This is a genomic window from Pontibacterium sinense (genome assembly GCF_015209595.1).
Taxonomy (GTDB): Bacteria; Pseudomonadota; Gammaproteobacteria; order Pseudomonadales; family Balneatricaceae; genus Pontibacterium; species Pontibacterium sinense.
On record NZ_JADEYS010000025.1, the window covers coordinates 26,030 to 41,594 of the forward strand.

Here is a 15,565-nt window from a genome sequence, read left to right on the forward strand (position 1 = left end):
CGGGTGCTAACGGTTGGGAATGGGGGGATTTTGAGACAAAAAAAACCGGCGGAACATCGCTGTCCACGCCGGATTACTTGCCAGTTAATACGAGGCCCTGAACACCTCTGAGAGTCAAGGTTCTAAAACAGCCATCGCACGCTGTCAGATAACGAGGAGAGGGTATCATCTGACATTTAACCCGAGCATTTAGGTTAATACGTGCAACAACCGTGAGAACGCCATCAAAGATAATCCTGATATTCAATTCCACCAATACCTCTGAAGAGATAACTTTTATATACCCCTCTAAAATCCGGCCATTTTTAACATCTGTCATTTACTTTCCCATCGCTATGCGCTGCATCGACAACTGACAAAAACGGGGGCTGAATTTGACGTTAGACGAACGTGTACCCCTTAAGATACCCCCAATACCAAAAACCAAACCCACACACGACAAACGAACGACAATAGCCTTATTTTTCAATACGTTAACAACCAAAAAACCTACTACCACAAAGGTGGTATATGCCCCTTCCCACTGCCTGACAGCCTAGTAAAGCGTTGATATATATCAATATCCGCCGATTAGAAAGGGCCTATTTTGGCAGCAAGATTATTGTCATTGCTACCGCCCAACGGGTTTATTTGCTGAAAGCACGTGTCTTTATCTGCGTTTAAAAACACCACCGTTTTTGATCGCTCAAAAAGATAAACCACGAGACACAAAGCACTATCTGTTTTCCGGTACAACGCCTGTAACGCATCAAACGCTGTTATTATTTTAGGAGCAGTCACATGTCCACTAGCAGAATAAGGTTATTAGATTTTGGCGATCCCAAGATTAAAACCTTACACGTAACTTGGTTCGCATTTTTCCTGACCTTCGTGGTCTGGTTCAGCCATGCGCCGATGATGGCCTATATCAAGGATGTCTTTGGTCTGACCAGCGCCGAAGTCAAAGCCCTGCTGATATTAAACGTAGCGTTGACGATTCCGTCGAGGATCATCGTCGGCACACTGGTGGACAAGTTCGGCCCGCGGCTCATTTACAGTATATTGTTGGTTATAGGGGGCACAATCTGTTTAGGTTTTGCCGCCGCACAAACCTATGAACAACTTGCAATCATGCGTTTCCTCAGCGGCTTTATAGGCGCCGGTTTCGTTATTGGTATCCGCATGGTCAGTGAGTGGTTCCCCGCGAAACAAGTAGGTGTTGCAGAAGGTATCTACGGTGGCTGGGGTAACTTCGGTTCAGCAGCAGGCGCGATGACTCTGCCAACTGTCGCACTGATGTACGGCGGTGAAAACGGCTGGCGTTATGCACTGGTATCCATCGGCATAATGGCAATCCTGTACGGCTTCTTCTACTACCGTGTAGCCCGCAACACTCCCAAAGGCTCCACTTACTTCAAACCGAAGAAAAGTGGTGGCCTGGAAGTCACTAGCAAAGGCGACTTCGTTTTCTACATCCTGATGAACATCCCGATGTACGCGGCGCTGGCAGTCCTGACTTGGAAACTGTCACCAACCAACATCGGTTTGCTGGATGAATTTTCCACTAACGCAATCTACGTCACTTTGATTGTGCTGTTCTTCGTACAACTGCGTGCGATCTACCATGTAAATGCCGAGAATCTTAAACATGGTGTGCCAGAGCTGCATCGTTACAAGTTCAAACAGGTTGCTGTTCTGGATGTAGCGTACTTTGCAACATTCGGCTCCGAGCTGGCCGTTGTATCGATGCTGCCGCTGTTCTTTCTGGAAACCTTTGAAGGCCTAAGCCCTGTAACTGCGGGCTTGCTAGCGTCTGGTTTTGCCTTTATGAACTTAGTTGCCCGCCCAACCGGGGGCCATCTGAGTGATAAAATCGGTCGTAAGAAAACCTTGAGTGTTCTGATTCTGGGTCTGGCCATTGGCTACTGCGTCCTGAGCCAGATTGATGGCGGTTGGTGGATTCCAGTGGCAGTGATCGCCACCATGTGCTGCTCATTCTTCGTACAGGCCGGTGAAGGCGCAGTCTTCGCAGTCGTACCTCTGATCCAGCGCCGCATGACAGGTCAGATCGCCGGTATGGCAGGCGCATACGGTAACGTGGGTGCAGTGTGTTACCTGACCGTATTGAGCTTTGTAGATTACTCGACTTTCTTCCTGGTTATCGCAGCGTCTGCAGCCGTCGTCTTCGTGATGGTTCAGTTTATGGATGAGCCAAGCGGTCAGATGGCCGAGGTACTGCCAGATGGCACAGTACAGCTTATCGATGTGGAGTAATAACCACATCTGAACGCTAAGGTGGGGTCAGTCTCTGACTCCGCCTTTTTCCGTTTTTAGGATGTGGCAGAAAACAGGATAGTGATTTATGTACCTAAGCAATGAGATTGAGCTTGAAACCGGTCAGTGCAGCGAAAAAGGCCGCAAAGAACGCAACGAAGATTGCCTGGGTACGTATCAGCCGGAAGGCAACCTGCTCACAACTAAAGGGGCTGTCGCTATCATTGCTGACGGCGTCAGCACAGCTGAAGCTGGCGCAGAAGCGGCCCAATACTGTGTACAGGAGTTTCTGAGTGACTACTTCGATACACCTGATATCTGGACGGTCAGTAAATCGGCTCAAAAAGTCCTGACCTCGATCAACCGCCTGCTCTACGCCCGCAGTCACGAATACCTGTCCACCACCCGTGGACATGTCTGCACCTTGTCGGTACTGGTCATCAAATCCCGCAAAGCGCACTTATTCCATATAGGTGATAGCCGTATCTATCTGGTGCGTAATCAAAGCCTGGAGTTGCTCACTGAAGATCACATCACCCGTCTGAGCGAAAGCAACAGCTGCCTATCTCGCGCGATGGGCATGGATACACATCTGGAAATTGACTATCGCGTTATCGATATCGAAGAAGGTGACCTGTTTCTGCTCAGCACTGACGGTATCCATGACTCTCTGGAACCTTCACAGCTTAAACAGCTCGCGCTATCTGATAGCAACTTACAAACCTGTAGCGAAAACTTGGTTCAAGCCGCTTATGATGCAGGCAGCACCGACAACCTGAGTTGTCAGCTGGTACGCATCGAAAAGATCTCAGATGATACGCTCAATGAGATTACTGATCGCCTGACCGACCTTCCCTTCCCGCCCGAACTGGAAAGGGGCATGAAGATCGATAACTACTTTATCGAATCAGAACTCTATGCCAGTAATCGCAGTCAGCTGTACAAAGTACGTGACCTGGAAACAGAACAGTTATGGGTGATGAAAACCCCCTCTCATAACTACGAGGATGACCCTGCTTATATCGAACGTTTTGTGATGGAAGAATGGGTCGGCAGCCGAATCAACAGCCCCAACGTGGTGAACGTACATATCCCCAACCGAGCCAAGAACTTTCTCTACTACCTGATGGAACCTATCGAAGGGGTCCCGCTGGACGAGTGGATAGAAGCCAATCCGACACCGAAACCTGCCGTCGCAATCCAGATCGTTAAACAGATTGCGCAGGGCCTGAAAGCCTTCCATAAACGCGAAACTCTGCATCAGGACCTGAAGCCCAGTAATGTAATGATCCGCCCCGATAATAGTGCGGTCATTGTGGATTTTGGATCAGTGTTTGTTGCCGGTATTAACGAGATCTTTGTACCGATCGAGCGAGACCGTATTCTCGGCACCATGAATTACTCAGATCCGGTATTCCGCTTGGGACAAAATACCGGCATCAAGGGGGATATGTTCTCTCTGGCAGCGATGACATACGAGATTTTCACCCACAATCTGCCGTTTGGTGACGGACTGGAAAACTGTGAAAAACCGCAACAATTGCAGAAACTCAAATACATCCCTGCGGATCGGCATAACCCGATCATTCCTATCTGGTTCGACCGCGCTCTGGAAAAAGCGATGACTATTGAACCTCAACACCGCTACGACACGATCGACCAGTTCATGCATGACCTGACAGAACCCAACCCAGATTTTCTGGTCTCCCGGGAAGTGGCGCAGAAATCACCCAATGCCCTGATTTTCTGGCAGTTAATGTCGTTGGTGTGGTTTATGATCGCCCTGTTTACCCTGATTGCATTCTGGTTAAAGTAACCCGTTAAAACTGTTTATTCGCGCCATTCGAAACGGGGAAACAATCTGTGCAGCTCCGCTTTCAGCTGCACTTTTTCTGCGCTTGGGATACTTACTGCTTCACGCAGCGCAGGATCGTAGCACGGACCGCCGTGATTGATCTGTAATGCATATTGTGTAACCCCGCGTGCTGCCAGATGCTCGGCCAGCCGGATCAAATCTTCCGGTTGCAGTAACCGCCAGTCCACCGTAGTACGACACTCAAATGCCGTTCCCGCCGCCAGCAGTAACTCCAGACTGCGCGCATTCTGAATATGTTGATTCGGCTTACCTGTGACTGCCTGATACAGATTTGCCGGTGCTTTTACATCCAGCCCGATCCAATCCACCAGCCCCAGCAGCTGAGCCAGTGAGCTGGCACTCACACCCGAGGTGTGTAATCCCACCTTATAGCCCAGCTCGATGACACTGAGGATTCCCGTTCGAAGTCCCGGCTGCAGAGTAGGTTCACCCCCACTAAACACCACTGCTTCCAGTAGTCCCTTACGCTGCGTTAAAAAACTGGTCACCTTGGACCAGCTCAGGTTCCCCTGCCCCTCTACAAATGGAATCAGGTGAGGATTCTGACAATACCCGCAACGCAGCGGGCACCCTTGTGTATACAGCACACAGGCCAGATGATCCGGATAATCAATCGTGGTCAGTGGTGTCAAACCACTGATCTGCAATGCGGCTGTCATTTAGAACTCCTCACAATACCTGACGAATAGGTCTCACGTTACGCTTGCGGCTCAACAAAGTGGCGACGTTCACGGTGTTCCGCTTGCTTACCTACGTTAAATTGCGCCACCGGACGGTGGTAGCCCATCACACGCGTCCATACTTCGCAACGCTGGCGCTCTTCTGGTTTTAGCTGGGTCACGGCATTCATAGCTTGAGTATTCATGTTGATATCCTTGATCACTGTAGTCGGTCGATTTAATGGGTCGCGTGTTCTTGTTTTAGCTTCTCTTGCATGCGCTGCTCATCGCAACGCGGACAAAACTCGTGCTCTCCGGCCAGATAACCATGCACCGGACAGATCGAAAATGTGGGCGTGATCGTGATATAGGGCAGCGCAAAACGGGTCAGCGCCGTTTTCACCATCTGTTTGCAGGCACGCACACTGGAGATGCGTTCACGCATGTAAAGATGCAATACCGTACCGCCCGTATATCGGGTTTGCAGTTCATCCTGCATCTCCAACGCCGTAAACGGATCATCGGTATACCCGACAGGCAACTGGCTGGAGTTGGTGTAATAAGGCTGTTCGTAGGTACCGGCCTGCAAAATATCCGGATAACGCTTCTGATCCTCACGGGCGAAACGATAGGTCGTGCCTTCAGCGGGCGTCGCTTCAAGGTTGTAGAGATGGCCGGTTTGTTGCTGGAAATCGGTCAGGCGCTGATTGATATGGTTTAACAAACGGATCGCTTCGGTCATTCCCTCTTCGCCAGAGATATCAAACTGATCATCGCTAAAATTGCGCAGCATTTCGTTGATGCCGTTAACGCCAATGGTGGAGAAGTGATTGCGTAAAGTCCCCAGATAACGCTGGCTGTAGGGAAATAAGCCTTCGTCCATCAGGTGCTGAATACGTTGACGCTTCAGCTCCAGTGAATCTTTTGCCAATAACAGCAGATGATCCAGTTCCGCATAAAGCGCATCCCAATCCCCTTTACAACGATACCCCAAACGCGCGCAGTTAACGGTCACTACACCTATAGAACCGGTCTGCTCTGCAGAGCCAAAGAGACCATTACCGCGCTTAAGTAACTCGCGCAGATCCAGTTGCAGACGGCAACACATGGAGCGCACCATGTTCGGTTCCAGGTCCGAGCGAATAAAGTTCTGAAAATAGGGCAAGCCATATTTCGCTGTCAGGCTGAACAAACGCTCAGAGTTTTCGCTCTCCCAGTCAAACTCTTTGGTGATGTTGTAGGTGGGAATCGGGAAGGTAAATACCCGCCCTTTGGCGTCACCCTGCTCCATCACTTCCAGATAAGCGCGGTTGATCATATCCATCTCAACCTGCAGATCACCGTAGCTAAACGGCATCTCCTCACCAGCAATTACCGGAATCTGTTCTTGCAGGTCATCCGGGCAATGCCAGTCAAACGTCAGATTGGTAAACGGTGTTTGTGTCCCCCAGCGAGAAGGCACATTGAGGTTATAGATCAACTCCTGCATGCATTGCAGCACCGCGGGATAATCCATCTGATCTTTCCGTACAAACGGCGCCAGATAGGTATCAAATGAACTGAAGGCCTGCGCCCCAGCCCATTCATTCTGCAAGGTACCGAGGAAATTGACGATCTGCCCGATTGCGCTGCTCATATGTTTCGGTGCACCGCTTTCCAGACGACCGGGAATGCCGTTCAGACCTTCGTGCAACAACGTCCGCAGAGACCATCCGGCACAGTAACCCGACAGCATATCCAGATCATGAATATGCAGATCACCTTGCCGATGTGCCAAACCAATCTGAGGGGTGTAGACCTCGTTCAGCCAGTAGTTGGCAATCACCTTGCCCGATACGTTCAGAATCAATCCTCCGAGCGAGTATCCCTGATTGGCGTTGGCATTCACCCGCCAATCACTTCGCTCCAGATACTCATCCACCGTACTTCTTACCGCCACTGACTGATGATTATCCATCACACCCTCAACACTATATATGGTTATTTAATTACAGATTAGCACAATATGTAGTGCATTTTGCAGAACGCAGGCACAAGTCAGCCTTGATTGATATCAAGGGGGTAAAATTAAATTTCGCTTATCATAACGGCCACTAAACAGGAGTAATCTGATGTCACTTCTCACCGCCCGTTTGCCCTTTCCCCGCCCTGATGCCTCTACGTTGGTGAGCCGGGTAATCAGTAAAACCGAATCGGTTCTGCCATTTAAGCTGAAGAAAAATCTGCTGGAAAAGGCGCTTAACCAAGCGTTTAAGCAACCTCTGGAAGACGATGAGTTCTATTTCCTAGAGGGACAACAACTGGGCCTTGAGGTTACTGATCTGGCGATACGTGTGGTGATCAGCTGTGAAGATGAACAATTAATTGTATGTGCCAGCGACACCGCAGATGCCTGGATCAAAGGGGAAGCCCGTGATTTCCTGATCCTTGCTAACCGTGAACAAGACCCGGATACACTCTTCTTCCAGCGCCGTTTATTGATTGAGGGAAATACCGAGTTGGGACTGGCGGTGAAGAATCTACTGGATAGTGTGGATTGGGATGAGATGCCCAGCACCATGCGGAAAGGGATTGAACTTGCGAGTCGATTACCTCTGTAATCCCATCACCGTGATAATGACGTCCGGCGGTCGGTAAGGTACATGTGTGCAACGTCATGTACCTTACGAGCAGAGATCATGGATTTTTAAAACCCGTTCTCCATGTTCACTGTCGATTCACCATGGAGATACCAGCCTTCAATTTCACGTGCTATCTAAAGTAAATTAACCAGCAATCCCCAGATGTGCACACTTTTCTCTAAGCATCTCCCTGAACGCAATCACAGCGGGCGTCACTTGCTTTCGGCTAGGGCAAAGCAAGTAAAGCTGCGCCGACGGTGACTGGTAATCGGATAGTATTTGTACCAGTTTTCCGCTCTGAAGATCGGACGAGATATCTATCTTGGATCTGTAAGCAATGCCCTTTCCTGCAACAGCCCACCGCCGAACAATATCAGTATCGTTACTGACTCTGTTGCTGCTGACCTTTATTTCGTATCTGCCTAACTTATCCACATACGTCCAGTTGTTGAAAAGATGGCCGTCCAGCCGGTACAACAAGCAATGGTGCTCTCTTAATTCCTCCGGATGGGAAGGCTCTCCAAACGTCGATATATAGTCTGGCGATACGCAGGTAATTCTATCGATGGTCGCAATATGAAACGCCACCATCGTTGAGTCTTCTGGCTTTCCATAACGCAGTGCGACATCAACCTTGTCCATAAAAAAATTGGAGAGGGAATCACCTACATTCAAGTCAATCGACAAAGAAGGATGCGCCTCCATCAACTCATCGATCCAAGGAAGCACCAGATTGCGCCCTAAATCAGAGGACACTGAAAGCCGCAGCTCACCGCCAACCCTGCCCATCATCTGTTGGGCCGATATGCGTCCCTGATCGAGCGACTCCAGGGCCTGACGGCAATGAAACAGGAACTGCTCCCCTTGTGATGTAATCCGCAACTGTCTGGTCGTTCTGATAAACAGCTGGATATCGAGCTGCTTTTCCAATCGTTTGAGAGCAGAACTAGCCGCCGCAGTTGAAATTCCCTGCTGTTTTGCAGACTCGGTGATGCTGCCGGTTTCCGCGATCCGAATAAACAGATTAAGGTCTGACGTATTCATTGTTAACTTTTATTTAATAGTATTTATATGATTGCCATGTTTTTAGTTTATTAAAGAACATCAATAATGTCCCTCTCTCCTTCGGTAACTGACCAACAGAAACACATGTTAAATCCAGCCTGACCCAAGCTTAGCTCGATGACCGTTGTGTGAGTTGCAATGAAAACAATACGCAGATTTAAAGGGAGCGGGCATGCTTGAAACAGCAGACACTCATTATTTACTGAACCGTTCATTGGAACTGCCTTGCGGTGCCATTTTAAAAAACAGGCTAGTAAAGTCAGCCATGTCTGATTCGCTTGCAGACGGCGGAGGCAATCCGACCGACGCTCAGATTCGGCTCTATGAAAGATGGGCAGAGGGCGGGGTTGCACTATCGATAATCGGTGAAGTTCAGGGCGACCCCCGCTTTCCTGAGAAACCTGGCAACCTAGTATTCGGTACCCACTCTAATCTTCAGGCATTGAGCTCATTGGCTACCCGCGCTGCCATTCAAGGTGCACATATATGGCCTCAGATTGGCCATGCTGGGGCATTGTCTCACCGAGCTATCAGCCAGCCTGCAGGGCCATCAGCGCTTGAGATTGGAAGTTTTAGATGCGCGGGTATGTCCAGAGCAAAGGTGGAGCAGTTACCTGATATGTATGCCAGAACCGCACGACTGGCTAAAGATGTCGGATTCACAGGCGTTCAGATTCACGCCGCTCATGGTTTTTTACTCAGCCAGTTTCTGTCGCCATTGTTCAACCGTCGCAACGATCAATACGGCGGTTCTATTGAAGCACGCAGTCGCATTATCGTCGAAGTAATTAAAAAGGTTCGGCGGGCCGTAGGACCTCGATTTCCGGTAGGGATTAAGATCAACTCCTCTGACCAGCTAGAAGGAGGCTTAACACAGGCCGATGCTCTGGAGGCTATTCGTATTCTGGATCGCACGTCGATTGATCTAATTGAGTTAAGTGGTGGCACCTACTTTCCTGGTGCAAAAGCAAGTTCCGATGCATCAGGTGGAGGACCGTACTTTGTTGAGTTTTCCCACCGGGCGAAGCAAGTGACCGACGTACCGTTACAGGTAACAGGCGGAATCAAAACACGCGTCGATGCGCTGGAATCACTGACTAGTGGCGCTGCTGATACGGTGGGGTTGGCTAGAGCTATGGTGCTCAATCCAGCACTTGCGAATGATTGGGTAGCGAATACCGGGGGTGATCCAGCTTTTCCAACGTTTGAGGCGCCACCTGCAGGCGGAATTACCGCGTGGTATACGATGCGTTTAACCGCCATAGGCAATGACTGTGAGAGCCGCTTTAAGATGGACCTTCCATCAGCGATCTCCCTTTATGAGGAGCGTGATGAGTGTCGATGCGCAACATGGCTGCGCCGGTTCCCCCATCAGGTATCAGAGGTCTAAGACAACACCCTGCTGTTCCGGGGCGATGGATTTCAATGTGTCACAGATATCCAGATCTGCCGTTAGATTCTCAGTGAAAAGCAGGCGTCTTTAGCGTTAAGGCCCGCGATCGGTCGCATATTCAAATAGAAAAGCCAGCCATCCGCTGGGGAATGACTGGCTTACCTTGTCCCTATTCTTGACTCTATCGGCACATCACTCCACCCACTGAATCCCCGGCTCGCCATACCAGTATCCGTTGCATTGGTCCTGACTGATCATGTGGATAGTATCTGAGATAGATTCCCCTTGCAGACGTGCCGCAAAGCGCTCAATCACCTCCCCTAAACCTTCACGCTGGGGGCTGATACGCACTTTGTTGACGCCTATCGCCTGCATCCGATCCAGCTCATGTTCCAGGTTATAGTGCTCGGCCGACAAGGTTTGGATACCGTTCATCGTGAATAGCGCTTTGCCTTCCTGCGAGCGCATCATCAAACCATCCGGATATTCGATACAGCAAAACTCGCAGTTATCCTTAGGCACGTTGCGATAACGGGCCGTAAAGCAGCGAGCCGCATATGCCAGCGGCAAACAGCCGTAGGCAAACACTTCGGTTTCCAGATCGGGCATCGAACCATCCTGTTCTGCCTGATGCAGCAGTGTGGTTAGGGTCTCAGCACCCAGTTCCACCGGCATGACCCAGCGTCGCATACCACTTTGATACAGTCGTTTCAGCACCTGAACATTGTAGACATTAATCGAGGGTCCGGTGATGAACGGCACGCCCTGCTGACTCAACATCTGCACGGCGGCCATATCATTGGCTTCCACCTGATAGTCACCGTTGTTGCAGATTCTGCGCAGCGCTTTGAGCTCCGATTCGGCTTCAAGTAACGCAAGCCCCGATAGTACGACTTGTTTGCCACATTCCTGCAGCTCCCGCGCCAAGCCCAGCCAGTCATCCAGTTTAAGCTGGCGACGTTTAGAGCAGACTGTCTCCCCCAGATAGATAGTCTCGACGGACGATTCAGCCATTTCAGCGTAGAAGTTAAAAACGTCCTGCTTGGGCCAGAAATACAGCATCGGTCCCAGCGTCAGTTGCATCTGATTATCCATGAGCCGTCTCCTACTGCCAGCTGCGGTGGTATGCACCGATGGTGGTGGTTGAACCTTCGGAAAGATCGGTCAGCCCCTTGTTCCACTCCGGTTGCACTGTATAGGCTCCCGAGGCTTTGGCGCGATCCAGCGCGCTGCGCCAAATGCTGACAACTTGAGCTACATAGGCAGGACTGCGCTGGCGACCCTCGATTTTGACCGCACTGATGCCGATCGATTCCAGCTCTGGAATGAGATCAAGGGTGTTAAGACTGGTGGGTTCTTCCATCGCATGATAAACGTTCCCCTCCACATCAAAGCGCCCTTTACACAGCGTCGGGTATCCGGCCTTTTCGCCTTCACCATACCGGTCGATCAACACTTCATTCAGGCGAGATTCCAAACCCTGATCCGTTTCTTTCCAACGTACCGCCTTGGCGGGAGAACAGGCTCCGCGCGTATTGGGGGATTCATCGGTCAGATAGGAGGATAGATAACAGCGCCCTTCCACCATGATGCAGAGGCTACCGAAGGCAAACACCTCAAGCTCCACCGGGCTGTGTTTGGACAAGTGCTCGACTTGTGCCAGCGAAAGCACACGCGGCAGTACCGCACGCTTAATATTAAATTGCTGCTGGTAGTAACTTAGCGCTTCGTAGTTAGTAGCAGAACCTTGTACTGACAGGTGCAGGTTAAGATCAGGATGACGATCGGCGGCATAGCCCAGCACCCCCATATCCGCTGCGATAAGTGCATTCACACCCAGATCAGCGGCCATATCCACAGCCTGCTGCCAGATCTGCCAGCCCTGAGGCTGCGGATAGGTATTGATTGCACACAGCACTTTGACACCACGGCTGCGGGCGTATTCGATCCCTTTCTCGGCTTTGCGCCGGTCAAAGTTCAGACCAGCAAAGTGACGAGCATTGGTTGCGTCCCTGAACCCGAAATAAACCGCGTCGGCACCATTATCAACCGCCGCTTTTAACGCAGGAAAACTGCCTGCCGGACAGACCAGCTCCATCACTACCTCCAGTAAAATCGGATAACAGTGCGGCAGCGTATCAATGCAGTCAGGATAAATACTTGATGGGCATCAAGCGGTCAAAATCAGTGGGAAAGGTCAAACGTCGAGGGATACTTATCGTTCTCGCAGCGGCTGTAACAGCGATTCCAGACCGTTGATCCGGATTTCCAGCAACAACCCCAATAACAGGCCTAGCTCTCCTTTCGGAAAGCCTTCACGCGCAAACCACAGCAGATACGATTCTGGCAGATCCATCAACACCCGCCCCTGATATTTGCCAAACGGCATCTTCATGCGGGCCATTTTTTTTAACATCTGCGGATTCAGATCCATACCGTGACTCTATCTCTGCTGAACTCATTGGGCTCAAGTGTTATGGGCATCACCGGGGGTTAAGTGCGGTCCCTGAAACAGCAATGTATCACTATCCAGCTGCTGTTCCAGCCAATCCACGAACACCCGAATGCGCGCCAGATTACGCTTTTCCGGATGCATTAACAACCACAGCGCCCGCAGCGGAAACGCCTCCGTTAACCCGACTAACCCGCTCACGGGTTCAGCCATATAACAGGGTAAACACGCGACACCTAAACCGTTACTGGCGGCAGTCAACATCGCAGGCCCTACATTGCAAAACAGCCGTGCCTTAACATCCGGGTAATGCTGTTGTTGCCAGAGCGCTTCCGGCAAGTTGTGATAGCGGTCTTCAAATAAGATCCACGGCAGATCACCAACCTGCAGACCTGGGTCCACCAGCGCTTTGTGGCCATACACGGCATAGTTCAGGTCGGCCATACGGCGGGTTACGATGCTGCTCTGATCAGGGCGCCCCATACGCAGCGCCAGATCCGCCTCGTGCCGCCCTAAATCCAGCTGACTGCTATCGGCAATGATTTCCAGCTCTATATCAGGATAACGCTCATAGAAATCCGGTAAGCGCTGCAACAGGTAACTGTTGATAAAGGTATGGACCGAAGTGATGCGCACCCGCCCACGCAGGTCTTCATCCTGCCCCAGCAGATCACTCTGCAGACGACCAATCTCCAGTTCCACCTGCTCTGCGCGCATCAATACCTGCTGCAGGGCATCGGTTGGCAAGTAGCGGTTATCAATGCGCTGAAACAGCTGAGCACCTAGTGCGCTCTCCAACGCTTTAAGCCGGCGCGAGACCGTGGTCATATCGACACCCGTTTCTTTTGCGACGGCGCTCAACGTCCCTAACCGACTGAGGGCTAACAGGTACTTAAGATCATTCCAGTTCATTTGCGTCTCAGATTTACACCTAAAGTGATAACCAAACTGCAATATTGCATATCAAAACTGCATCTATATACATTTTAACTGCATTTTTACAGATCTACACTGGAATCATTCCAATAACATGACGCCGTCATTCAGCGATTGAGGCCCACCCATGATCACCTTATACACTCACATTATGTCGCCCTGTGCACAAAAGGTGCGTATTGTTCTGGCAGAAAAGGACCTGCCCTGGACCGCTCACCCTATCGATCTGCCCAACAAAGAAAACCTGCAGAGCTGGTATCTGGCCCTCAACCCGCTGGGGGTTGTACCAACGCTGGTACATAACGATCAGCCGGTCATTGAATCTTCTGTGATCTGTGAATATCTGGAAGATGCTTTTCCTCAACCCGCTCTGCGTTCGGCTGACCCGGCTCAGATCGCCCGCATGCGTGTTTGGCTGAAACATATCGACAACAAGCTGCACCCCTCTTGTGGCGCGTTGCAGTGGCCGCTGGTCATGCGCCCGGGACTAATGGCAAAAAGCGACGAGGAACAACAGCGGTTGATTGATCAAATTCCAGAGGCACCTCGCCGTGAACGTCAGCGTCGACTACTGGCACAAGGCCTGGAAGCGCCCGATGTTGCGGGTGCCGTCAAGGTCTACCACGACACCATCGTCCAGATGGAAAAGACACTGCAACAACAACCTTGGTTAAGCGGGCAGGAATTCGGAATCAGTGATTGTGCGACAGCGCCCTACTTCCAGACCTTGATTCAGTTTGACTGGCTAAGCATGCTGGAAGGATTCCCGGAGGTCAGTGCTTGGTTAGACCGTATCACCGAACGCCCCTCTTTCCAGAAAGCGGTTAGTGAGGACTTTGATCCGGGCCTTCTGGCAGATCTGAATACCCGTGGACGTGACGCGTGGCCGGTGATTGCCAAGCACCTTAAAGCAAACATCTAAACAACCACTTCGTCTTTTCGCCAGCCTGCCTTCAGATACACAGGTAAGCTGGCCCACCCCTCTATGCCTGCACTCTTACCGTTAACAGGATCCATCTCCGCATCCGACTCTCATCCTTCATCAATCTGGCATTCCTCACACTCCCACCACTGATCCGGATACCGTGCCATTAATTCTACTCAACAACACTGATATTCAAGGGAACCGATTAGCCAAATCAAGAGTCTCATAGCGGGCGAAGAAAGAATCAGAATTCAGGAGCCGCGTTATGAAAGAGTACTCCCGTATCAACTGTGAAGTGCACGACGGCTATGAATTGGCGTGTATGCGCAACGCGATCCACGAGATCAGCTGGCAACAAGATGGCGAGACCCACAACGAGCAACTGCGCTTTCTCGACCTGGATTGCAGCAACAAGGAAGAGCACCTGATCGCGGAAAACCGCGAAGGGAAGAAGTTTCGAATCCGCCTTGATATGATCACCAGCACGCTACCCTACTAACCGCTCATCAGGAAGAGTACACACCGTGTCAGATATAAACCTCAGTGCGATCAACGTTTACCCTATCAAGTCCACCGCCGGTATTGCGCTGGATCGCAGTTATGTTGAGACAAGCGGCCTGAGTTTTGATCGCCGTTTTATTCTGTCTGACCCGGCAGGAGACTTTATCTCCGCACGAAAATACCCGCAAATGCTGCACTTTCGCACCGCCCTGTTACCTGATGGGCTCTACGTGATAGCCCCTGATGGCGACAGCATCGCTATCCATATTCCGGAGTTTTTCCAGAATTACCGTCAGGTTAATGTCTGGGGCACTGAGATCAATGCTCAGCTGTGCGGGATGCAGTTTGATGAGTGGTTCAGCAATAAGCTGGATGTAGAATGTCAGCTGCTCTATTTTGGAGAGCAGTCCGAGCGTGGGACACCGCGTTTCCCTGAAAAGCCGGTGTCTTTTGCCGACGGTTATCCCTTATTGCTGATCTCCGAGGCCTCACTGGAGGATCTCAGCCAACGCGCCGACAAACAGTTCGATATGCGCCAGTTCCGCCCCAATATTGTCGTCGAGGGTTGCACTCCCTTTGCTGAAGACGGCTGGAATGCTATCAAGATCGGTGAAGTTATTTTTGACGTGGTAAAGCCCTGTACCCGTTGCGTAATGACGACCTACCATCCCGACACACTTGAACGTATGCTAAAAAGTGAACCGCTTAAAACACTGGCCAGCTACCGTCGTAACGACAAAGGTGAAGTCGAATTTGGGCAGAATATCATCCCAAGAAATGAAGGTATTATTCAGACGGGTGATCAGATCGAACTGATTGGATAATGAGCGGGTACTTAGGATAAGAAAGACAGGCCGGTATCACTGGCCTGTTTTCGTTTAGCG

General features: G+C 50.8%; 15 protein-coding genes. 7 read left to right on the plus strand and 8 right to left on the minus strand.

Annotated features, from left to right (window positions below):
- Positions 1-780 precede the first annotated feature (780 nt).
- Positions 781-2,253, plus strand: coding sequence for a NarK family nitrate/nitrite MFS transporter (locus tag IOQ59_RS18805; protein WP_193955014.1), 1,473 nt, complete (start codon positions 781-783; stop codon positions 2,251-2,253).
- An 88-nt stretch (positions 2,254-2,341) separates the two neighbouring features.
- The gene (locus tag IOQ59_RS18810; protein WP_193955015.1) at positions 2,342-4,069 is read left to right on the plus strand and encodes a bifunctional protein-serine/threonine kinase/phosphatase; all 1,728 of its coding nucleotides are present in this window, start codon (positions 2,342-2,344) and stop codon (positions 4,067-4,069) included.
- A gap of 14 nt (positions 4,070-4,083) precedes the next feature.
- On the opposite strand, the gene IOQ59_RS18815 is transcribed toward IOQ59_RS18810, so the two are convergent.
- The 3 genes from IOQ59_RS18815 to IOQ59_RS18825 are packed head-to-tail and all read right to left on the minus strand — an operon-like array spanning position 4,084 to position 6,745.
- Positions 4,084-4,788 (minus strand): anaerobic ribonucleoside-triphosphate reductase activating protein, encoded by a 705-nt coding sequence (locus tag IOQ59_RS18815; RefSeq protein WP_193955016.1) that lies wholly within the window; start codon positions 4,786-4,788, stop codon positions 4,084-4,086.
- A 38-nt stretch (positions 4,789-4,826) separates the two neighbouring features.
- Positions 4,827-4,994: an anaerobic ribonucleoside-triphosphate reductase gene (nrdD, locus tag IOQ59_RS18820; RefSeq protein ID WP_228051019.1), complete on the minus strand. Its 168-nt coding sequence runs from the start codon at positions 4,992-4,994 to the stop codon at positions 4,827-4,829.
- A gap of 32 nt (positions 4,995-5,026) precedes the next feature.
- Positions 5,027-6,745: a ribonucleoside triphosphate reductase gene (locus IOQ59_RS18825; RefSeq protein ID WP_193955017.1), complete on the minus strand. Its 1,719-nt coding sequence runs from the start codon at positions 6,743-6,745 to the stop codon at positions 5,027-5,029.
- Between the two features lie 154 nt (positions 6,746-6,899).
- Between IOQ59_RS18825 and ubiT the strand changes: the two genes are divergently transcribed.
- A complete protein-coding gene (gene ubiT, locus IOQ59_RS18830) occupies positions 6,900-7,388 on the plus strand; it encodes a ubiquinone anaerobic biosynthesis accessory factor UbiT (protein WP_193955018.1) in 489 nt (162 codons plus the stop codon).
- Positions 7,389-7,553: 165 nt separating this feature from the next.
- On the opposite strand, the gene IOQ59_RS18835 is transcribed toward ubiT, so the two are convergent.
- Positions 7,554-8,453: a LysR family transcriptional regulator gene (locus IOQ59_RS18835; protein WP_193955019.1), complete on the minus strand. Its 900-nt coding sequence runs from the start codon at positions 8,451-8,453 to the stop codon at positions 7,554-7,556.
- Positions 8,454-8,646: 193 nt separating this feature from the next.
- On the opposite strand from IOQ59_RS18835, the gene IOQ59_RS18840 reads away from it, so the two are divergent.
- Complete coding sequence (locus tag IOQ59_RS18840) at positions 8,647-9,864, plus strand: NADH:flavin oxidoreductase/NADH oxidase family protein (protein WP_193955020.1); 1,218 nt, start codon at positions 8,647-8,649, stop codon at positions 9,862-9,864.
- Positions 9,865-10,059: 195 nt separating this feature from the next.
- On the opposite strand, the gene IOQ59_RS18845 is transcribed toward IOQ59_RS18840, so the two are convergent.
- The 4 genes from IOQ59_RS18845 to IOQ59_RS18860 all read right to left on the minus strand — a co-directional run bounded on the left by IOQ59_RS18845 (position 10,060) and on the right by IOQ59_RS18860 (position 13,231).
- Positions 10,060-10,962 (minus strand): U32 family peptidase, encoded by a 903-nt coding sequence (locus IOQ59_RS18845; RefSeq protein ID WP_228051020.1) that lies wholly within the window; start codon positions 10,960-10,962, stop codon positions 10,060-10,062.
- 10 nt (positions 10,963-10,972) lie between these two features.
- The gene (ubiU, locus tag IOQ59_RS18850; RefSeq protein WP_193955021.1) at positions 10,973-11,965 is read right to left on the minus strand and encodes a ubiquinone anaerobic biosynthesis protein UbiU; all 993 of its coding nucleotides are present in this window, start codon (positions 11,963-11,965) and stop codon (positions 10,973-10,975) included.
- Between the two features lie 117 nt (positions 11,966-12,082).
- Positions 12,083-12,301, minus strand: a complete 219-nt coding sequence (locus tag IOQ59_RS18855) for a DUF3820 family protein (protein WP_193955022.1) — start codon at positions 12,299-12,301, stop codon at positions 12,083-12,085.
- A gap of 33 nt (positions 12,302-12,334) precedes the next feature.
- Positions 12,335-13,231 (minus strand): LysR family transcriptional regulator, encoded by an 897-nt coding sequence (locus IOQ59_RS18860; protein WP_193955023.1) that lies wholly within the window; start codon positions 13,229-13,231, stop codon positions 12,335-12,337.
- Positions 13,232-13,382: 151 nt separating this feature from the next.
- On the opposite strand from IOQ59_RS18860, the gene IOQ59_RS18865 reads away from it, so the two are divergent.
- The 3 genes from IOQ59_RS18865 (at position 13,383) to IOQ59_RS21670 (ending at position 15,505) form a co-directional block, all read left to right on the plus strand.
- Entirely contained in the window at positions 13,383-14,177 is a 795-nt protein-coding gene (locus tag IOQ59_RS18865) for a glutathione S-transferase family protein (RefSeq protein ID WP_193955024.1), read from the plus strand.
- A gap of 268 nt (positions 14,178-14,445) precedes the next feature.
- Positions 14,446-14,679 carry a Rho-binding antiterminator gene (locus IOQ59_RS18870; RefSeq protein WP_193955025.1) on the plus strand — a complete coding sequence of 78 codons (234 nt, stop codon included), beginning with the start codon at positions 14,446-14,448 and terminating at the stop codon, positions 14,677-14,679.
- Positions 14,680-14,704: 25 nt separating this feature from the next.
- On the plus strand, positions 14,705-15,505 hold the full coding sequence (locus IOQ59_RS21670) for an MOSC domain-containing protein (RefSeq protein ID WP_193955026.1): 801 nt from the start codon (positions 14,705-14,707) through the stop codon (positions 15,503-15,505).
- Positions 15,506-15,565: the final 60 nt, after the last annotated feature.